Below are 17,943 nucleotides of genomic sequence, written 5' to 3' on the forward strand. Positions count from 1 at the left end.
GCCGTCAGAACCAAGGGTTCACATGAAATCGCTTGCAGGCAAACCCGTACGCATTCTGTTCGTCGAGGACGACGTCGCGCACCACGCGCTCATTCATTCCTGGCTCAAGAGCGAGGGCTACCACATCGACGCTTTTCACAGCGGGCTCGACGCGCAGCAATTTCTGTCGGAGCAGTGGGCCGATCTCGCGATTCTCGACTGGGATCTGCCGGGCGTTTCCGGCGACAAGCTGCTGCAGAAGATCCGCAGCCGCTCGCAATCGATCATGCCCGTGATTTTTCAGACCGTGCACTCGGCGGAGTCCGACATCGTGCGCATACTCGATGCGGGCGCCGACGACTATCTCGTGAAGCCCTACGACAGGCAGGTGCTGCTCGCGCGCATGCGCGCGCTGCTGCGGCGCTTCGCGCCGATGAACGTGCAGGGCCGCAAGATGTTCGTCGACGGCGAATGCGCGCTCGATCAGCAGGCGCGCTCGCTCGTGGTGGCGGGCGTGGCGCACAAGCTCGGCACCAAGGAGTTCGACATTCTCTGGCATCTCGCCCGGCACACGGGCGCCGTCGTGCTGAGGCAGGATCTGATGAGCGTGGTGTGGGGCTGGGATGCGGCCGTGCAAAGCCGCTCCGTCGACATGTACGTGAGCCGCCTGCGTGCGAGCCTGAAGGCGGCCGGCGTCGGCTGGACCGTGCAATCGGTCTATGCGACCGGTTACCGCCTGACCCTCAAGCCGGATACGGATCAGTCGGGCGCCGGTGCGTCGGGCGCCGCTGCGTCGCCGGAAGGCGCCGCATGAGCGCGGCACGCATGCGAGCGCTCGCGCGCGGCGCCGTCGCTGCCTTCGTCTGCGCGGCCACCCTGCATGCGCAGGCGGCGAGCATGGCGTGGGCCGGTGGCCCCGGCGCCCGCTTCGTCTACGTGACGAACGGCGCGGGCCTGGCGGAGGTCCTGAATGCCTTCGCGGCGGGGCAGCACGTTGCGCTGCGCATCGACGGTCAAGTGGAGGGCGTCGTGAGCGGCCGTTTCGCGATGCCGCCGCAGCGCTTTCTCGACATCATGAGCCGTTCGTACGGATTCGTCTGGTACTACGACGGTGCGGTCCTGCATGTGTCGCCCGCGAACGAGCAGGTGCATATCGCCATCCGGCCTCACTTCCTTTTGGCGAATGCGCTGCGTGCGTCGCTCGAGCAGGCAGGTCTTGCCGATACGCACTTCCCGTTGGCGGTGGATGCCGTCGCGCAAACGGTGAACGTGCGCGGGCCGGCGACCTACGTGGAGCGTATTCGTGCCGCGGCCGAGCGCTTCGAGCGCGACGCGCGGGAGCGCGTGCGTTTGTCCGTGCGGGTGTTTCGCCTGAGTGCCGCGAATGCCGCCGATGAAACGCGCGTGGTCGATGGCCGCACGCTTGTCGTGCCCGGTGTGGCCACGCTCTTGCGGCGCCGTTTCGAGCGCCCGACCGTGGCGAGCGGGACTGCCGTTGCCGATGCGCCGCGGATCGTCGAGTTCGATGCGGCGTTGCCGGCGATCGAAGCGGATGCGACCACGAATTCCATCCTGATACGCGATCGGGCCGAGCGTATCGACGCCGACGGCGCGCTCGTCGCCAGCCTGGACGTGCGTGCGCAGCTCGTATCGGTCCAGACGTGGGTGGTGGATGTCGATGGCGACGCGCTCGACGCGTTGCGGCCCGCGCTGCCGCCGGCCATGGCCGATGGGGCCGACGGGGCAGGCGCGGAGCAGGCGACGGCGGACGCGCGCGCGCACCGCGATGCAGGTATCGCGCCCGACGGCGGCCGCGCGCTGCTCGCGCAGCTCAAGGCATTGGCCAGCAGCGGCCGCGCCGACATCGAGGTGTCGCAAACGGCGCTCACGCACGACCGCTCGCCGGCCGTCATCGACCGCCACGAGGCACGTCTCGCACGCCGCGATGACGATGACCTGCCCGATGACGGCGCCCGCGATCTGTGGCTCTCGATTGCCCCGACGGTCGAAGGCGCCGCGTCGATGCCGCGTATCGGCTTGCGCGTGGAACTGGGGCGCCGCCGCGATGCGCGCCGCTATCGGGCCGTCGACGAAAGCCTGGCGCCGGGCGAGTGCCTCGTCATCGAGGGGCCGGCGCGGCACAGGGGCGATGTCGAGCGTCGCGCGGACGATCCCGGTTCCGGCAGCGCGGGAGAGGGCGGCACGCGTCGCCGCCTCGTCTTGCTGATACCGCGCGTGGCGGCATAGCCGCAGATCGGCCGATCCGCCGAGCGTCCGCGATCGCGTGAGCGTGAAGCGACGTGCCGTGTACGAACGAATGCGATGGCTGGCCGGGCAGCGATGCGCGCGCGGATGCGCCCCTTGCCTGCGGTGCGCCCGCGCTCGCCGGGCTCACGCCCGCAGCCACATGAAATTGCCCGACGCGATGCCCTCGAACATTTCGTCGGGCGATTCGAGGATGTTGTTTTGCCAGTAGCGGCCGTGTTCGGCGTAGTGCGAGAAGAGATCGGCGAGATAATCGCCGGTGATCGTCGGGCCCATCGGCAGATGGACGAGCAGCACGACGTTGCCCGTATCGGATTCGAGGCACAGTTGCGCCTGGTCCTGCGCGTAGACGAGCAGGTTGGCCTCGAGCATGAGCCGGAAAACGACGAGCGACCGGCCGGGCGTGACGGCGCCGTAATGAAAGCTGACATAGACCGAATCGGGGTCGGCCTCGTGGTGGTCGAGATGGACGTCGAACCCTTCGATCTCGAGCGTTTGCGTGTCGACGACATACTCGGCGTCGGGCAGCCCGACCACCGCGCAAACCTCGTGAATCAACTCGACGAAACGTTCCCTGCTCATGGGCGGCAATCTCCGGCGAAAATAGGGCGGCCCGGTTGCAAAAAAGCGGGGGCACGGAGCCGGAAAGCCGGGCTTTCCGCCTTCGTGCCCCTCGCGCGAACGGACCGCGGCAACGCGAGTGGCTTACTGGCCCTTCGCGGCGTCGGCGATGTTCTTCGCGCCGTTGTTGCCGACGGAGGCGAGCGCCGACGTTTCCTGCTGCTGCATGTTGATCTGCATGGCGGCCATTGTCATGGCGTTGTTCTGGTTGGCCATGGCCTGCATCTGGCCGACCATGTCGGCGTTTTGCGAACCGGCTTGCGAGACGCCCGAGCTACCGATCGATGAAGACATGATGTATTCCCCTTATCAAGAAAGTGATGAAAAAAGCACTGCTGTGGGTTGACGCCTGATGCTTCGGTAAAAGGCCCGTGGCCGTGGTGGCCGCCGGTCCGGACCGGCTGACGCGCAGCCGGATGCTGCAACTGCAAACTGTCCAACCGTCTTCCGTATCGCCGCGGATGCCGTCAAAGCGCCGCGCCACGGGCGCTGTGGCGCTCCTGCAGCGTGAGCACGATGCGGCGCGCCGCGATCATCCCGCGATAGAGCTTTTGCAGATCGAGCCGCTCGCGCTCGTCGGCCGCGGACTGCGTGGCCGTACTGATTCGGCGCGCGGTTTCGTCGAAGGCCGCCGCGATGCGCGCGACCCGCTGCGCGCCGTCGGGCGCCGAGAGCGTGGCATCGAGCGCGTTCAGATCCTGCGCGATGGGAAGCAATGCGTCGTACATGTCGGTTCCTTTGGTGGTCGAGGTCAATTGTTTGCTTCGTCCCTGCTGCTCGCGAACAGATGCTTCGTGCCGTCGGGCGTCTCGATGTAGCGCAGCCCGCCCGTGGCGATCACCGACGTGTACTCGACATCGGGCGTGAGCGCCTGCGCCTCCTTGACGTCGACGTCGACGCGCTTGACGTTGTCGCCAAGGTCGGCCCTGATACCTGCTATCAGCGTGCGGAAGGTCGTCATCGACTGCACGCTGCCGCTCACGCGGAAGATGCCGTGGCCTTGGTAACTCACTGCCGCGCCCGTGCCGGCGAGCGACTGCTGGATGTTGTCCACGTCTTGCTGCGCGACGTCGTATTCGCGCCGCACCTTGCCGCGCGCGAGACTGTCCATGATCCGCTGCGCCTTCGCGCTTTCGTCGGTGCTCGTCACGATGCCGCGCACCGCCACACTGTCCTTGCGGGCCATTGCCTGCAGATCGCCGAGGCCTTCGCGGTGCAAGGCCTCCTGCAACTGCCGTGCGATCGCGTCGGCATCGAACCTCACGCTCGCCGCTTCGCTCGACTGCGTGCCCGCGAACATCACGCCGGCCACGGCGATGCCGCCGATCGCAGCGGTGCAGGCGAGCGCCAGCACGGCCGTGCGCCAGCGCACCTTGGGCGACGCGGTCGCCGCGTGGCCGGCGCCGGGTTCGTCCGCATGGGCCGGGTCCCGATCCGGCGCGCCGCTATCCGCGTCAGCTGCCGTCGCGGTGTCGGCAGGCGGCTCGGCCGTCTTCCACAGGCCCGCCAGCAGATCGAGATCGCGCGGCCAGGCTTCGTCATCGGGGCCCACGCAAAACACGACATCGCCGAACGGCACGGCCACGAAGTCCGCCACGAGCACCTCGTCGCCGTTCGCCGAGCGGATCCGCGCCACACCGTCCTCGCCCACGCAAAGCTCGATGTCCTCGACCGTCCAGTCGCTGATGCAGACATCCGCGTGCTCGGCGGCGCCGATCCGGTAGGTGCCGCTCGTGAGCCGGACCTGGGCTCCGGCGTGGGTGCCGGTCAGTACTCGAAGCGCTTTCATGATCGTGGTATCCGTGTATCCGACGTGGGTCATGCGGTTGCTCTTGCGGGTCGCCGCTCCGGCGTGTCGCTGCTTCGCGCATCGGCCGCCGGGCCTTGACCGTCAAAATCAGTTTAGGGTTTTGCCGTTGGCGCGGCCGGCGCCATGCGAACTTCGAACGTCTTATCCGAAGCGCCGGTCGTTGCCTTGGCCGCCCCTTGCCGCACGGCGCCGGTTTGACCGCCGATCGCGCCGCCCGTGACGGCGGCGCCGGCCGACAGTGCGGCTTGCGTGTCGAGAATGCGTTGCTTCACTGCCGCGATCGATTGATCGTCGTACGAGTATTCGACGCCCGCGCGCTGGCGCGCGAGCGTGTTGTCGAGCGATACGCCGAGAAGCCCGGCCACCGCGGCGGCCTTGCCCGGGGTCGTGGCGCTTTGCATCAGCGCCGCATGGCGGTGCGCGTGAAGCCGGGCAGCATTGCGCCGGAGCGCCATCGGCGAGCGCATGGCGAGCAGCATCGGCACCGCCAGCAAGGGCCCCAGCTCCACCTGCGCGGCAAGCCGCAGCACCTCCTTCGCGCACGCCGCCGCGAGTTCGGCCGGCAAGTCCGGTGCACCGAGCTTTTGCGTCGCGAGCAGTTGCATCGTCGCCGCGAGCGGCTGGCTGCGTGCGGCGGCCTTGGCCCGGCCCGCCTTGCCGATCGCGAACTTGCGCGGTGTGTCGCGGCCTTCGCCGGACTGACGGCCGTCGCGCCGAGGCTGCCCGTCGCGCGGCCCACGCTGCTGCGGCTGCCCCTGTTCTTCGCCCTGCTGATTCGAGCCGCGATCGTGCCCATGGCCGTTGCGATGCTGTTGCCCGTCGCCGTGTTGCTGATCGCGCTCGCGCTTTTGCTGCTGTCCGTGCTTTTGCTGCTGACCCTGCTCGTGCTTGCGTTCGCGCTCGTGCGGGTGTTCGTGCTCGTGCTCGTGCCTGGGCTCGAGCGCGTGCGGGTCGTCCGGCCGTTCGTGAGCCGATGCCTCTTTGCCCTGCGCCTTCGCCGAGCCCCCTGGCCGCGGCCGTTGGCCGAGCTGGCGCATCAGCTTTTGCGCGGAAGGGGGCGGCGGCTTGTGCATGCCTTCGGCAAAACGCTTGCCGCGGTAGAAAGCGGCGGCGAGCATCTTGTTGTGCTGCAGGCGCGCGCGCTGCATCTTCGTGTGCTGCACCTTCACGCCCGTGAAGCCGCGCGCCTGGGTCATCTGCCCCGTGTGCTCGGCGCCGGCCTGCGCCTGCTGCGCGAGATCGGCGGCGTGGTGGCCGTGGTTGTTGCGGATCGGCGAATTCACGACGGCACCGCGAGCGTGACGATCTGATTGGCGAAGCGCAGGATCGCGGCGGCGCCCCAGGCGCCGATCATCAGCACGGTGGCCACGACGGCCACCAGCTTCACCGCGTACGAGATGCTTTGGTCCTGCATCGACGTGATGGCCTGCACGAACGAAATCGCGAGGCCGGACAGCGCGGCGACGACCACCACCGGCATCGAGACGGATAGGCAGAGCAGCAGGCCCTGCGAGGTGATGCGAACGAGCGTATCGGTTTCCATGGTGCGCGCCTCAGCGATAGGTCATGACGAGACCGTGAATCAATGTGGACCAGCCGCTCATGACGACGAACAAGAGCAGCTTGAACGGAATCGCGACGTTCGTCGGCTGGACCTGGTTCAGGCCCATCGCCATCAGCACGTTGGCGATGACGAGATCGACGACGATGAATGCGATGTACAGCAGAAAGCCGATCTTGAAGGCGTCGGCCATCTCGGTCAGCGTGAAGGCCGGGGCGAGCACGATGAGGTCGTCCTCGCGGATCTTCGCCGCCATGTCCTTCGGCCAGACCACGGCTGCCGAGCGCACGAAGAACCGCTTTTCGCGCTCGTGCGCGTGCTTCTTCAGAAAGGCGCGAAACGGCTCCTTTGCCGCATCGAAGGCATCGAGCACGACGAGCGACGTGTCGCTGCCGGGGGTGCGGTGCATCGTCTGCATGGTTTGCATGGCCTGCATGCCGATCGGCGCCATCACGTATGCGGAGACGAGGACCGCGATGCCGTTGAGCACCATGTTCGGCGGTACCTGCTGCACGCCGAGCGCGTTGCGCAACAGCCCGAGCACGACCACGATCTTCGCGTACGAGGTCGCGACCATCGCCACGAACGGGATCAGGCTGATCGCGACGACGGTGATCAGCAGCCCGGTGAGATCGCTAAACTGAACCATGGCTGCGCGACAGCTGAACGAGACGTACGCCGAGATGATCGCCGACGCTCACGAGCTCGCCGAAGCCGATCGTCTGCCCGTAGGTGACGAGCCGCACGCGCGCATCGGGCAGCGCGGTCGGAAGCTCGAGCACGTAGCCCGCGCGCAGCGCCGAGAGCTGGGCGACCGGCATCGAAACCGTGTCGATCTCGAGCTTCAGCGGCAGGTCCAGCTGGCTGATTTCGACGGGCGTGTCGATCGAATCGGTAAGCGGCGCGTTGAACTGCGTCTCATGGCTCATGGTGGGGTCCTCGTTCAAGGTCATCAGGTGGTGGGTGACGTCTGCCACGGCGCGCAGTTGCCGCGTCCCGTAGCGGCCCCAGACGACGTGCATCGGGGCGGACGAGCGCTCGCTCGCGAAGAGCGCGCGGGTGGCTTCGGGTACGGCACGCAAGATGACGTCGCCCGCGCGCAGCGAATCGAGCGTCGTCACGTTCATCGTTTTCTCGCCGATCTGCAGCCGGCCCGGTACGGCGATCTCGCTGACGTGGGTGGCGAACGGCGTGCATTGCCGGGCCACGAGCGTTTCGAGCGCGTCGAGCCAGCCGCTGTCGACGTGCTCGACAACCGCATCGAAGCGGGTATCGCCCACGCGCAGCGAGAGCGCGCAGCAAGGCGCGCTCAACGGCTGACGCGCGGCAGGTTCGAGCGAGACGACTTCCACGCCGTCGAAGCCGAGCGTTTGCAGCGCGCGCCGCAGCGGATCGAGCAGGATCGCGCACACGGCATGGCGCAAGCGCGCGTTGACGGGCTCGTCCGACGCGACGACGCTCGCGAGCCCCGTGTGCTGTCCGACGTCGATGCGCACCGCGGCCGTCTCCATGCCCCAGCGCAAGCGCACGACGGCGGCGCGCTCCGGCTCCACGACATCGTGCGCACCGACGCTGAAGGCCGAGACGCCGAGCGCGTGAGCGAGCAGTGCGCTCAGGCGCTCGTCGACGGCGAGCCGATGCTGGCGCGCGGTGGCGGCCGCAAGCGCGGGCAGCCGCGCGGGATCGAGCAACACGGCCGCCGCCGGCGCCTGGGCGCCCGCCGCAACGTGGTCTGTCAGTAGCGTTCGTGTGGTGTCCATATTCGTTTTACGTGACGATGATCTCGACGCTGCGCGCGCCGTCGAAGCGGTTTTGCATCACTTCCTCGAGGCTGGTGCGTAACGTCGCCGCATGCTGAGAGATTAGTTCGCGCGACCGTGCGTCCGTGGTGTCGAAGCGAAGCGTCAATTGGAAATGCGAAAGCACGAGGTTCAACGTGCAACCTGGCAGCAGCGCCGGATCGATGGGAATCGTGATCTGCCAGTCGCCGCTTGCGAACACGATCGGATTGGCGCAGAAGTCCGACACCTCGGCGACGATCGAATCGACGAACCGGTTCATGTCCTGGCCCGTGCGCGCCGGTGCCCGTACGGCGACCACGGCGTGCGGGCCGCCTGCTTCGGAGTGCTGCGGCTCGCGCGTGGCTTGAACGCGCGGCGTGTCCGGCGCAGCCGTCGATGGCCGGGCGTTGGGCGACCTCTGCGGTGAAAGCGGCGCCGCGCCGCGCGCCGGCATCGGCGTCGGCGTGGGCATCGTCGAATATGCCGGTACATGCATGGGCGCATGCATGGCCGACTGCACCGGCAGGTGCATCGTCGAATGCATGGGCGGATGAATCGTCGCACGCACCGGAGTCGGCACCGGCGCTGCCGATCGAGCGTGCGCGGCAGCGTCATCGCGTTCGTCGCCGGAGCCGGCCTGTGCGTCGTCGTCGCGCTCGCCGCTGCCGGCATCGTCGCGATGGTCCTCCGCGACGAACCCGGGGACCGGGTAGAGCGGTTCGGCTTGCTCGCCGAATGGAGGCTCGGCCGGTGCGGCGCATGGCGGCTCGTCGCCGGGCGTTTCCGATGCGCCGGCGCGCGCGCCTTCGCGCAGGCGCTGAAAAAGCGCGGCCTGGCGGCTCAATTGCGCGGCCGGCATCTCGGGTGCGGGGTCGGTGTGCGTGGCCGGCGCTGCGATGACGCGGGCGCGATGAGGGGGGCAGGTGTGCATGGCGCGGCTCGCTCGATCACATCGCCAGGCGGCCGACGGGCTGGAGATCGACGTGCGCGCCGAGCTCCTGGTACGAATACACGGGCAGCCACGGCAGCCGCGCCTCGATCATCCGCTTGATGTAGCGCCGGATGTCCATCGACGCGACGAGCGCCAGCGGCTGCCGCGGCGTATCGCCGACGATGTCGGCGATCTTGCCGACGAGCTGGGCGATTTCGTCGGGCGGCAGCGCGAGGAAGTTGCCCGTGGGCGTCTGTTTGATCGACTGCCGGATGTGCTGCTCGACCTGAACGTCGACGAGTACGACGGGCAAATCCCGCACGCCACCCGTCGCGCGATAGGCGATGAGCCGGCCGAGCTCCATGCGGATGTATTCGGTCAACATCAGCATGTCCTTCTCCTTCGGTCCCCAGACGATCAGGCTTTCGGTGATGCTGCGGATATTGCGCACGGGCACGTCCTCCTCCAGCAGCCGGCGCAGCACGTCCGCCATTTTCTGCAGCGGCAGTGCCTTTTGTACTTCCGCGACGAGGCCCGGGTAGTCCTCGTTGAGCTGATCGAGCATCCACTGTGCTTCCTGGATGCCGAGAAAGAGATGCGCATTGCGCCGCAGCAGGTCGATCGTGTGGCGTGCAATCAATGCTTCCGGGGTCGCCGCGGCGGCAGGCGCTTCGGTGGCGCCGCCGTCGGCCGCCGCGTGTACCGCGCGCGTTTCGGCGAGCGTGGTGCGCCCTTGCGGCACGTCGAAGATGAGCACTTCGTAACTGTCTTCGGGCAGCGTGCCGTCGGTCCACATCATGATGCCGGGGAACGGCAGGCCGACTGCCGATTGCAGCGCGTGACGCTGGGCGTCGAACGCGCGGTCGAGCGCATCGGCCGCGAGACGCGCGCTGACGTCGGCGGCGAGGCGCACGCCGAGCGGGCAGGTGAACTGCGGCGGGCGCGGCAGGATCGACGGCGCGTCGCCCTTGGCGCCGGCGCGCTGCAGTGCGCCTACGGGCTTGCCGGCGCCTTTGGCCGGGCCATCCTGCTTCTTCTGCAGACGGTAGCCGACGAAGCCGAGCAGCCCGGCGAGCAACGCGAAGAGCGCCGCCGGGAAACCGGGCACGGCGGCGAAGCCGAGCAGCAGCAGCGCGGCGAAGTACAGCGCGCGCGAGCTGCTCGTGAACTGGCGCCTGATGTCTTCGCCGAGGGAGGAATTTCCATGGTCGCCGCCTTCGTCCACGCGCGTGATCATGACGCCCGCGGCCACCGAGATCAGCAGCGACGGAATCTGCGAGACCATGGCGTCGCCGATCGAGAGGACCGAGAAGCGGTTGGCCGCGTCGCCGGCCGACATGCCGTGATAGGCGACGCCCACGGCGATGCCCGCGACGATGTTGATCATCGTGATCATGAGGCCGGCGATCGCATCGCCTTTCACGAACTTCATCGCGCCGTCCATGCCGCCATGCAATTGGCTTTCGATGGCGAGCCTCGCGCGTTTCCTGCGGGCTTCGTCCGGCGTCAGGATGTTTGCGCGCAGGTCGGCGTCGATGCTCATCTGTTTGCCGGGCAGCGCATCGAGCGTGAAGCGGGCTCCCACTTCGGCGACGCGCTCCGAGCCCTTGGCGATCACGATGAACTGCACGACGGAGATGATGACGAACACGACGAGGCCGACGACGAGATTGCCGCCCACGACGAGCTGGCCGAAGCTTTCGATGATTTCGCCGGCATCGGCATGCAGCAGGATCGACTTCGTCGACGCGATGTTCAGCGAAAGCCGGAACAGCGTCGTGAAGAGCAGCACGGACGGGAACGCCGACAGCGTGGCGATATGGCCCACATACATCGTCACCATAAGCAGCGTGATGCTGATCATGATGTTGATCGCGAGCAGCCCGTCGATGATGGCGGGGGGCAGCGGCAGGATCATCAGCGAGACGATCGCGATCAGCAGGACGGCGATGCCGGCCTCGCCGATGCCGGGCAGTTTCATGGTCTTGAACATGTCCACTACTCCGTGGTGGCGGTTTGAGGCGCGAGGCCGTCCACCCAGCGAAGAATCGCGGCGACGACTTCGAACAGTTCCTCGGGAATCGGCTGATTGAGCGGCACCTTGTGCAGCATGCGCGCGACGGGCGGGTTCGCGACGATGGGCACGCGCGCGTGCATCGCCTGCTGGCGCAGCCGCAGCGCCTGCTCGTCGAGGCCCTTGGCGAGGACGACGGGCAGTGGAAACTCCGCCGGGTCGTAGCGCAGCGCGACCGCGTAGTGAACCGGGTTGACCACGACGACGTTCGCGCGCGCGACGCCGCCTTTCGGGCCTTCCTGCGACATCTCGCGGGCCATGCGCTTGCGCTCGCCCTTGAGTTCGGGGTTGCCTTCGCTCTCCTTGTGCTCGCGCTTCACCTCGTCTTTCGACATCCGGTTCTTGCGGATGAAGAGCCACTTCTGCAGCTTGTAGTCGAACGCGCCGATGACGACGAACACGCCGAGCGCGACCACGACCACATGCATGAGCACGGACCACAGCACGTCGATCAACTGCGGTAGCGACTGATCGAGCGCGCTCGCCACCACGGGCATCGCGCTTTTGATCGTCTGCCACATGACGGCGACGAGAATCGCGGCCTTGCCGACCATCTTCGCGAGGTCGATCGCCGAGTTCATCGAGAAGATGCGCTGAAAGCCGGACCCGGGGCTGACCGACGCAAGCTTCGGCATCACGGCTTTCAGCGAAATCTTGAGTCCCGTCTGGGGGGCGAGCGCGATGATGGCGGCGACGAGCGCAACGGCCGCGATCCCGCACAGCAGACCGAGCGCCTGCAGGCCGATATGAACGAGGATGGGCCAGAGGTCCTGCAACTCGCGCTCGCCGTGGGTGAAATCGACCGCCTCCTTGACGATCGCGCGCAGCGTATCGGCCAGATAGTGCTGGCCCGCCGTCAGCACGAGCACGATCGAGCCGAGCGACGCGACTTCGACGAGGTCGGAGCTCTTCGCGACCTGGCCTTCCTCGCGGACTTTGTCCAGCTTCTTGTCTGTGGGCTCTTCGGTTTTCTCGTCGCTCATGACCGCTGTCCTTCGCTTGTCGCAGGCGCGCACCCGGGATGGGGCGCCCCGATGCAACGTTAGCGGCGCCGCGCTATCCGGCGCGACGGCGATGCGAAGCAAGGGCAGGGGCTGCGAAGCGAGGCGGCGCGACGGCGCGTCGCCCGGGCGCAGGGCCACGTGAGCAAGGCAACCCGCGCGGCGGCGGGCACGTGCGAAGACGTCCGCGAAAGCGGCACGGACCGCCGCCCGTCGCACGCGGCGCTTCGCAATTCGTTGTGCGACTTCGTGCGCGGCACGTGGCGCGCCGATCGTGTTGCGTAACTTAGCGTCAACGGAAGGCCACGCCTCATCGGGTGCGGCCCATCGGATCGAATCTGATTTCGTTGGGGGAAAGGATGGACGTTCTGAAGGATCGGCCGCAGTGCCCATCGGGAGTCGTCGGCGCGATCGTCGACCTGGTCAGGGTGGCATTGGCCCGCGCAGGCACGCCGGCGCAAGTCGACATCGACGATCTCGAGCACCTCGTCGACGTGCTGCATCTGCTGCGCCCGGATTCCGCCGAATTCGCGTTTTTCGACGGCTGGCTGCATATGGTGCGCGAGGAATGGAACGAGGCCGAACGGCTCTTTCGAGATCTGGTCGAGCGCTCGGTCTGTCTGCCGGCCAGCAAGGGAATGTTGCTGCAGTGCCTGAAGGCCCGCCAGGAGTTCGGTTGGCAGGAGGAGGCCCGACACCTGCTGGAGGAAGGCGGCAACGAAGAGGTTGAACGGCTCGCGAAGGTTCTGCTTGCGAGCGAGGAGCTGAAGCAGGCGGTCGCGACCGCGAAGCGCACGGGCCGCTTCGTTGCGCCGGATTCCGCGCTCGCGTTCGAGAACGGAGCGCATGCCGAAGACGGCGAAGCGGTCGCGACGCCGTCGTCCTCATCCAGCGACATGCTGCTGAGGATGCAGTACATGCGTGTCTGAGCCTGTTGCCCCTACCAGGAGAAACGAAATGAGCATCACGACTGCATCGCAACTCCAGTACGAACTGGCCCGCGTCACCGGCACGACGCCCGCGGCGCCGAATGCGGACGCGGTATCGCAGCCGCTCGTCGACAAATTCCAGGCGATGATGGCTTCGGCGCCGCAGCATGCGGCAGCCGTCCACCCGACCGAGCGCGCGGACCTCGTGACGAAAGCAGTCGAGGAGCAGGCGGACTATTACCGGCAAGTGCCGAACGACGTGCTCTATATGACTCAGCACATGAGCGCGCTGTCGATGGAGCGCCTTGCCGCCGCCGACATGACCATCCAGCTCGAGATCGCCAGCCTGAACGCCGATCTGCAGGTGAAGATGGCGACCGTGCAGTCGTCCAAGGACGCCGTGCAGACGCTCATGAAGAACCAATAGCATGAAACCGAACTTCGTACCTTCGAGGCTGCCCTCCGCATGGCGGCTCGCCGCGGTGGCGGCGCTCGTGCTGTCGCTTGCGGCTTGCAAGCAGGAGCTCTACGGGCAATTGACCGAAAGCGACTGCAACGAAATGGCGGCCGCGCTGCTGATGTCCGGCGTCGACGCGCAAAAGAGCACGCCCGATGGCGGCAAGACCTGGTCGGTCAGCGTCGACGAAAAGCAGATCGTGCATGCGGTGGAAGTGCTGCGCGCACGCGGCCTGCCGCGCAAGAAATTCGACGACCTCGGCTCGCTGTTCAAGAAGGACGGGCTCGTGTCCACGCCGACCGAGGAGCGCGTGCGCTTCATTTACGGTTTGTCGCAGGAACTCGACGACACGCTGTCGAAGATCGACGGCGTGGTCGTGGCGCGCGTGCAGATCGTACTGCCGAACAACGACCCGCTCGCACAGTCGGTCAAGCCGTCGTCCGCATCGGTCTTCATCAAGTATCGGCCCGACGCGAATCTCGAGCGGATGACGCCGGCGATCAAGAACCTGGTCGTGCACAGCATAGAGGGGCTGACCTACGATCAGGTCAGCGTGACCAGCGTGCCGGCCGATGCGCTCGATCCGCCTGCCCACCCGCACCGCCAGGACGGCTGGGTCGTCTATGCGGGCGGCGCGCTCGGCGTGCTGCTGTTGACGATCGCCGGCGGCTTCGCGCTGTTGCGCGGCAACCTGCTCAAGGGCGGCGGCGGACTTGCGGGCCTGCTCGCGCGCCGGGCGGGGCGTGCGGCGAAAGCGCCGGCATGACCGTCGATCCGAACGATCGCGTGGCCGGCATCGTAAGCATGGGTGAGCCCATGGTGAGCGCATACGACGCAGCCGCCGACGGCGTTGCCGCCCCGCACGGCGAGACGCCGGCGGCCGTGGCGGCGAGACTGGCCGCCTACCATCGGCGCCGGCGTACGCTGTTCGACTGGATGCATCCGACGTGGCTTGCACGCGTGCCCGGTGCGGACCGAATCGGCGCATGCAACCCCGCGCAGGCCGAGGCGCTTGCCGATGCGCTGCTCGACGAATGGGGCATGCCGGTGCCGCCGCTTGCCGCGTTCAACGCGCCGGAGACGGCGCTTGCGTTACTGCCGGCGCACGATTGTCTGACCGTATTCCGCTTGCGCGCGCTCGTGGAGCAGGCGGAGCCGTTGCGCGCGTGGATCGACCGGCCGCGTCGCGAGAAGTTGACGGGCTGGATCGGGGCGCGCGGCGTCAATCTGCTCTTCGCGCGCGGGCGCGAGCTTGCCGGCGATGCGCACTCGCTTGCCGCGCGCGCGCACCACGCGGCAGCGGTCATGCAAGTGCCGCTCGACGCGGCCGATGGCGATGACCTCGCGTGGCTCGGCTTTCGGCTGTTCGCGCGCGACTGCCGATGGGCGCCGGGCGGCCCGCTCGCGATCATGCGGTTGGCCATGCCGGCGCGCGACGACGAGGGGGCGTTGCCGTTCCCTTCGTTGCCGCCGTCGCTACCGTCTTCGGAAGGCTCGAGCCCGAGCCTTTCGATCGTCTCGCAACTGCCCGACTTGTTTCCGGAGGGACCATGGTGATCTGGTTACGCAATCCGCAGGCCGAAGGCACGGATCTCGGCGTGGGCGTCGAAGGCGACGTCCTGCGCCACGAACGCGTGGCGGCGATCGTCGAGATCGATGCGGCGTACGCGGAGATGCGCCGGCAGTGCGACGAGGCGCTGGACGCGGCGCGCGCCGAGGCCCGCATGCTGCTCGACGAAGCCCGCGCTCGCGCGGACGAACTCGTCGAGCGCGCCATGCGCGAGTTCGCGCAAGCGGCCGAGCGCGGCTACGACGACGGTTTGCGGCGGGGGCTGACCGATTGGCACGAACGCGCGGCGGCCGCGCATGCCGAAGCCTGCCGGCTCGCGCCCGGGCAGCATGACCGGCTGGCCGGGCTGGTGACGCTGGCGGTCGAGCAGATCGTCGCGTCGGTGGAGTCCAAAGCGCTGTTTGCCCGCGCGGCCGCGACGGTCGAGCGGATCGTTGCCGACGGCAGCCCCGTTCATCTGCGTGTTCATCCGTCGGATCTGGCCGCGGCGAGCGCGGCCTTCGACGAAGCGGCTGCGGCGTGGCGCGAGGCCGGGCGCTCCGTGCGGCTGTGCGTGGCGGCCGACGCGACGCTTGCGCCCGGCGCATGCGTCGCCGAAACCGACCTGGGCGCGATCGACGCGAGCTTGTCGTTGCACTTGGCGGCGATGCGCGATGCCCTGGCGCGTGCGGTGCGGAGCGTGGTGGAGGACCCATCGCGCGACACGCCGTATGCGCGGCCCGGGGATGACGCGCAAGCCGTCGACGTGCAGACCGGTTTCGCGGGCAACGACGAGGTGCCGATCGGCGAGTACGCCGTCGGAGCCGGCGAGGGCCTGGCGGACCCGGATGCGCGCGCGGACGACGGTGGCGATGGCGACATCAGCGACATCGGCAACATCGGCGACGAAGAAGGTTGGCAAGACGATGTCGCGGCCCTGCAAACGGCGGGCGACCTGCGCGACGAGGGCTGGGCCGATGCCGCGTATGCCGACGCCGACGCGATGTCCATCTGAACGCGCCTTCGCGCGGTACGTGGAAGAAGACATGACAACGAAGGGAGCGCCATGATCGACAGCGCGGACGGTTTCGAAACCGACGAAGCGAGCGGGGTGCGCATCGCGCAGCCACGGGACGTACGCGGCTTCTCGGCGCTGATGGATGCGATGGAGCGCGAACTGCGCGCCCGCCCACAACCCGCGGCATGCGGCAAGGTCCAGGAAGTGATCGGCACGCTCGTACGCGTATCGGGACTCGACGCGACGCTCGGCGAGCTATGCGAGCTGCGCTCGCCCGAAGGCGCGTTGCTGCAGCGTGCCGAGGTGGTCGGCTTCTCGCGCGACGTCGCGCTGCTCTCGCCGTTCGGCCGGCTCGGCAGCGTGTCGCGGGCGACACGCGTGGTGGGACTCCGGCGTCCGCTTTCGCTGCGCATCGGCCCCCGCCTGCTCGGCCGCGTGATCGACAGCCTGGGCGAGCCGATCGACGGCAAGGGGCCGCTCGAATGCGACGAGTGGCAGCCCGTCATCGCCGATCCGCCCGATCCGATGTCGCGGCCCGTCGTCGATACCCCGATGCCGACGGGCGTGCGCGTCGTCGACGGCATGATGACGCTGGCCGAGGGCCAGCGCATGGGCATCTTCGCGCCGGCCGGCGTCGGCAAGAGTACGTTGATGGGCATGTTCGCGCGCGGGGCGCGCTGCGACGTCAACGTGATCGCGTTGATCGGGGAGCGCGGTCGCGAAGTGCGCGAATTCTGCGAGCACATTCTCGGGCCCGAGGGAATGGCCCGCTCGGTCGTCGTCTGCGCGACATCGGACCGCTCGTCGATCGAGCGCGCGAAGGCCGCTTATGCGGCAACGGCGGTGGCCGAATACTTCCGCGACCGCGGCATGCGTGTGCTGCTGATGATGGATTCGCTGACGCGCTTTGCGCGCGCGCAGCGCGAAATCGGCCTGGCGATGGGCGAGCCGCCGACGCGGCGCGGCTTTCCGCCGTCGATCTTCGCGGAGCTGCCGCGGCTGCTGGAGCGCGCGGGCCGCTCCGAGCATGGTTCGATCACCGCCCTTTATACCGTGCTGGCCGAGGACGAATCGGGCGGCGACCCGATCGCCGAGGAAGTACGGGGCATTCTCGACGGCCACATGATTCTTTCGCGCGAGATTGCGGCCCAGAACCGCTATCCGGCGATCGACGTGCTCGGCAGTCTGTCGCGCGTGATGACGCAGGTGGTGCCGCGCGAGCACGTGGCGGCGGCGGGACACGTGCGGCGGCTGATGGCCAAGCACAAGGAGGTCGAATTGCTGCTGCAGGTGGGCGAGTATCAGAGCGGCACCGATGCGCTTGCCGACGAAGCCATCGCGAAGATCGACGCGATTCGGGATTTCCTCGGCCAGCCGACCGATCTGCTCGTCGACCCGAACGACACGCTCGCGGCCCTCGGCGAGATCGTGCAGTCCTGATGCCGGAGGCAAGCGATGAAAGACCGCCGCGTTGCCGCGTTCGAGCGCGTGCTCTCGCGCCGCCGCCAGCTCGATCGCAAGCTCAATGCGGCGCTCGGCGGCTTGCGCGGCGAGCTGCAGGCGCTCATCGACGCGTTGGAGGAAAGCCGCGCGGCGGTGCGCGCGCATGCGGCCGGGCTGGCCGCGCACGACGGCAAGATCGACGCGATGCTGGGCAGCGTTTCCTTCCGGGCGGACGCGTATCTGAAGCTGCGCGAATTCCGCGCGCACGCGGCCGAGCAGCACGCGATGCTCGAGGCCCGGGCGGCGCAGGCCGGGCAGGCGCTGGCGGCGAAGGAGGCGCAGATCGGTGCGCTGCGCACGGAGATCCTGCGCAACCGTGCCCGCATCGACATCTACGAGAAGCGGCGCGACACGCTCGTCAAGGCGATCGAGCTCGCGATCGAGGACGCGCAGGACGAGGAAACATCGGAGAGCCGCCGGCCCAGCCCGGCGTTTTGAGGCGGCGAGCGCGCTCGCCAGCCGGT

The 17,943-nt window shown here is 68.1% G+C and carries 21 protein-coding genes; 10 read left to right on the forward strand and 11 right to left on the reverse strand.

Annotated features, from left to right (window positions below; all coding sequences use genetic code 11):
- Positions 1-22 precede the first annotated feature (22 nt).
- Positions 23-793, forward strand: a complete 771-nt coding sequence (locus HWX55_RS06555; RefSeq protein ID WP_175974881.1) for a response regulator transcription factor — start codon at positions 23-25, stop codon at positions 791-793.
- A complete protein-coding gene (locus HWX55_RS06560) occupies positions 790-2,226 on the forward strand; it encodes a secretin N-terminal domain-containing protein (protein WP_175974883.1) in 1,437 nt (478 codons plus the stop codon). Before HWX55_RS06555 ends, HWX55_RS06560 begins: the two co-directional genes overlap by 4 nt.
- 144 nt (positions 2,227-2,370) lie before the next feature.
- Here HWX55_RS06560 and HWX55_RS06565 read toward each other — a convergent pair whose 3' ends face one another.
- The 5 genes from HWX55_RS06565 to HWX55_RS36030 all read right to left on the reverse strand — a co-directional run bounded on the left by HWX55_RS06565 (position 2,371) and on the right by HWX55_RS36030 (position 5,280).
- On the reverse strand, positions 2,371-2,826 hold the full coding sequence (locus tag HWX55_RS06565; protein WP_089489224.1) for a molecular chaperone Tir: 456 nt from the start codon (positions 2,824-2,826) through the stop codon (positions 2,371-2,373).
- Between the two features lie 123 nt (positions 2,827-2,949).
- Positions 2,950-3,159 (reverse strand): hypothetical protein, encoded by a 210-nt coding sequence (locus tag HWX55_RS06570; protein WP_006765597.1) that lies wholly within the window; start codon positions 3,157-3,159, stop codon positions 2,950-2,952.
- Between the two features lie 173 nt (positions 3,160-3,332).
- Positions 3,333-3,593 carry a hypothetical protein gene (locus HWX55_RS06575; RefSeq protein ID WP_011660757.1) on the reverse strand — a complete coding sequence of 87 codons (261 nt, stop codon included), beginning with the start codon at positions 3,591-3,593 and terminating at the stop codon, positions 3,333-3,335.
- Between the two features lie 23 nt (positions 3,594-3,616).
- Positions 3,617-4,654, reverse strand: coding sequence for an HrpD5 family protein (hrpD5, locus tag HWX55_RS06580; RefSeq protein ID WP_175974885.1), 1,038 nt, complete (start codon positions 4,652-4,654; stop codon positions 3,617-3,619).
- A 113-nt stretch (positions 4,655-4,767) separates the two neighbouring features.
- Positions 4,768-5,280, reverse strand: coding sequence for a hypothetical protein (locus HWX55_RS36030; RefSeq protein WP_244140505.1), 513 nt, complete (start codon positions 5,278-5,280; stop codon positions 4,768-4,770).
- Between HWX55_RS36030 and HWX55_RS36035 the strand changes: the two genes are divergently transcribed.
- Positions 5,275-5,985, forward strand: coding sequence for a hypothetical protein (locus HWX55_RS36035; protein ID WP_244140506.1), 711 nt, complete (start codon positions 5,275-5,277; stop codon positions 5,983-5,985). The genes HWX55_RS36030 and HWX55_RS36035 overlap by 6 nt on opposite strands.
- Here HWX55_RS36035 and sctS read toward each other — a convergent pair.
- From sctS to sctU, 6 genes are read right to left on the reverse strand one after another with little or no spacing between them, the layout of a single operon-like run.
- Positions 5,955-6,218 carry a type III secretion system export apparatus subunit SctS gene (gene sctS, locus HWX55_RS06590; RefSeq protein ID WP_050011159.1) on the reverse strand — a complete coding sequence of 88 codons (264 nt, stop codon included), beginning with the start codon at positions 6,216-6,218 and terminating at the stop codon, positions 5,955-5,957. The genes HWX55_RS36035 and sctS overlap by 31 nt on opposite strands.
- A 10-nt stretch (positions 6,219-6,228) precedes the next feature.
- A complete protein-coding gene (gene sctR, locus HWX55_RS06595; RefSeq protein WP_059582633.1) occupies positions 6,229-6,885 on the reverse strand; it encodes a type III secretion system export apparatus subunit SctR in 657 nt (218 codons plus the stop codon).
- Positions 6,872-7,996, reverse strand: a complete 1,125-nt coding sequence (gene sctQ, locus HWX55_RS06600) for a type III secretion system cytoplasmic ring protein SctQ (protein WP_175974888.1) — start codon at positions 7,994-7,996, stop codon at positions 6,872-6,874. The genes sctR and sctQ overlap by 14 nt, the downstream gene beginning before the upstream one ends.
- A 7-nt stretch (positions 7,997-8,003) precedes the next feature.
- Complete coding sequence (sctP, locus tag HWX55_RS06605) at positions 8,004-8,948, reverse strand: type III secretion system protein SctP (protein ID WP_175974889.1); 945 nt, start codon at positions 8,946-8,948, stop codon at positions 8,004-8,006.
- A gap of 16 nt (positions 8,949-8,964) precedes the next feature.
- Positions 8,965-10,941, reverse strand: coding sequence for an FHIPEP family type III secretion protein (locus tag HWX55_RS06610; protein ID WP_175974890.1), 1,977 nt, complete (start codon positions 10,939-10,941; stop codon positions 8,965-8,967).
- Between the two features lie 5 nt (positions 10,942-10,946).
- Complete coding sequence (gene sctU / locus HWX55_RS06615; protein ID WP_175975084.1) at positions 10,947-12,005, reverse strand: type III secretion system export apparatus subunit SctU; 1,059 nt, start codon at positions 12,003-12,005, stop codon at positions 10,947-10,949.
- 377 nt (positions 12,006-12,382) lie between these two features.
- Here sctU and HWX55_RS06620 point away from each other — a divergent pair, with 377 nt between their 5' ends.
- From HWX55_RS06620 to HWX55_RS06650, 7 genes are read left to right on the forward strand one after another with little or no spacing between them, the layout of a single operon-like run.
- Positions 12,383-12,952 carry an HrpB1 family type III secretion system apparatus protein gene (locus HWX55_RS06620; protein WP_175974891.1) on the forward strand — a complete coding sequence of 190 codons (570 nt, stop codon included), beginning with the start codon at positions 12,383-12,385 and terminating at the stop codon, positions 12,950-12,952.
- 28 nt (positions 12,953-12,980) lie between these two features.
- A complete protein-coding gene (locus HWX55_RS06625; RefSeq protein WP_124554048.1) occupies positions 12,981-13,379 on the forward strand; it encodes a serine kinase in 399 nt (132 codons plus the stop codon).
- A gap of 1 nt (position 13,380) precedes the next feature.
- Positions 13,381-14,175 carry a type III secretion inner membrane ring lipoprotein SctJ gene (gene sctJ, locus HWX55_RS06630; protein WP_175974892.1) on the forward strand — a complete coding sequence of 265 codons (795 nt, stop codon included), beginning with the start codon at positions 13,381-13,383 and terminating at the stop codon, positions 14,173-14,175.
- Positions 14,172-14,966 carry a type III secretion protein HrpB4 gene (locus HWX55_RS06635; RefSeq protein ID WP_244140507.1) on the forward strand — a complete coding sequence of 265 codons (795 nt, stop codon included), beginning with the start codon at positions 14,172-14,174 and terminating at the stop codon, positions 14,964-14,966. Before sctJ ends, HWX55_RS06635 begins: the two co-directional genes overlap by 4 nt.
- Positions 14,960-15,973 (forward strand): type III secretion system stator protein SctL, encoded by a 1,014-nt coding sequence (gene sctL / locus HWX55_RS06640; RefSeq protein ID WP_175974893.1) that lies wholly within the window; start codon positions 14,960-14,962, stop codon positions 15,971-15,973. The genes HWX55_RS06635 and sctL overlap by 7 nt, the downstream gene beginning before the upstream one ends.
- A gap of 51 nt (positions 15,974-16,024) precedes the next feature.
- Entirely contained in the window at positions 16,025-17,416 is a 1,392-nt protein-coding gene (sctN, locus tag HWX55_RS06645; RefSeq protein WP_175974894.1) for a type III secretion system ATPase SctN, read from the forward strand.
- Positions 17,417-17,431: 15 nt separating this feature from the next.
- On the forward strand, positions 17,432-17,917 hold the full coding sequence (locus HWX55_RS06650; RefSeq protein ID WP_175974895.1) for a type III secretion system protein: 486 nt from the start codon (positions 17,432-17,434) through the stop codon (positions 17,915-17,917).
- Positions 17,918-17,943: the final 26 nt, after the last annotated feature.

The organism is Burkholderia sp. BCC1047, from assembly GCF_902833155.1.
Classification (GTDB): Bacteria; Pseudomonadota; Gammaproteobacteria; order Burkholderiales; family Burkholderiaceae; genus Burkholderia; species Burkholderia sola.

What these genes read in the sequence shown, in the direction of transcription:
- HWX55_RS06555 (WP_175974881.1), top strand. Translation starts at nt 23, where the DNA reads ATGAAATCGCTTGCAGGCAAACCCGTACGCATTCTGTTCGTCGAGGAC.
- HWX55_RS06560 (WP_175974883.1), top strand. Translation starts at nt 790, where the DNA reads ATGAGCGCGGCACGCATGCGAGCGCTCGCGCGCGGCGCCGTCGCTGCC.
- HWX55_RS06565 (WP_089489224.1), bottom strand. Translation starts at nt 2,826, where the DNA reads ATGAGCAGGGAACGTTTCGTCGAGTTGATTCACGAGGTTTGCGCGGTG.
- HWX55_RS06570 (WP_006765597.1), bottom strand. Translation starts at nt 3,159, where the DNA reads ATGTCTTCATCGATCGGTAGCTCGGGCGTCTCGCAAGCCGGTTCGCAA.
- HWX55_RS06575 (WP_011660757.1), bottom strand. Translation starts at nt 3,593, where the DNA reads ATGTACGACGCATTGCTTCCCATCGCGCAGGATCTGAACGCGCTCGAT.
- hrpD5 (WP_175974885.1), bottom strand. Translation starts at nt 4,654, where the DNA reads ATGAAAGCGCTTCGAGTACTGACCGGCACCCACGCCGGAGCCCAGGTC.
- HWX55_RS36030 (WP_244140505.1), bottom strand. Translation starts at nt 5,280, where the DNA reads ATGCAACTGCTCGCGACGCAAAAGCTCGGTGCACCGGACTTGCCGGCC.
- sctS (WP_050011159.1), bottom strand. Translation starts at nt 6,218, where the DNA reads ATGGAAACCGATACGCTCGTTCGCATCACCTCGCAGGGCCTGCTGCTC.
- sctR (WP_059582633.1), bottom strand. Translation starts at nt 6,885, where the DNA reads ATGGTTCAGTTTAGCGATCTCACCGGGCTGCTGATCACCGTCGTCGCG.
- sctQ (WP_175974888.1), bottom strand. Translation starts at nt 7,996, where the DNA reads ATGGACACCACACGAACGCTACTGACAGACCACGTTGCGGCGGGCGCC.
- sctP (WP_175974889.1), bottom strand. Translation starts at nt 8,948, where the DNA reads ATGCACACCTGCCCCCCTCATCGCGCCCGCGTCATCGCAGCGCCGGCC.
- HWX55_RS06610 (WP_175974890.1), bottom strand. Translation starts at nt 10,941, where the DNA reads ATGTTCAAGACCATGAAACTGCCCGGCATCGGCGAGGCCGGCATCGCC.
- sctU (WP_175975084.1), bottom strand. Translation starts at nt 12,005, where the DNA reads ATGAGCGACGAGAAAACCGAAGAGCCCACAGACAAGAAGCTGGACAAA.
- HWX55_RS06620 (WP_175974891.1), top strand. Translation starts at nt 12,383, where the DNA reads ATGGACGTTCTGAAGGATCGGCCGCAGTGCCCATCGGGAGTCGTCGGC.
- HWX55_RS06625 (WP_124554048.1), top strand. Translation starts at nt 12,981, where the DNA reads ATGAGCATCACGACTGCATCGCAACTCCAGTACGAACTGGCCCGCGTC.
- sctJ (WP_175974892.1), top strand. Translation starts at nt 13,381, where the DNA reads ATGAAACCGAACTTCGTACCTTCGAGGCTGCCCTCCGCATGGCGGCTC.
- HWX55_RS06635 (WP_244140507.1), top strand. Translation starts at nt 14,172, where the DNA reads ATGACCGTCGATCCGAACGATCGCGTGGCCGGCATCGTAAGCATGGGT.
- sctL (WP_175974893.1), top strand. Translation starts at nt 14,960, where the DNA reads ATGGTGATCTGGTTACGCAATCCGCAGGCCGAAGGCACGGATCTCGGC.
- sctN (WP_175974894.1), top strand. Translation starts at nt 16,025, where the DNA reads ATGATCGACAGCGCGGACGGTTTCGAAACCGACGAAGCGAGCGGGGTG.
- HWX55_RS06650 (WP_175974895.1), top strand. Translation starts at nt 17,432, where the DNA reads ATGAAAGACCGCCGCGTTGCCGCGTTCGAGCGCGTGCTCTCGCGCCGC.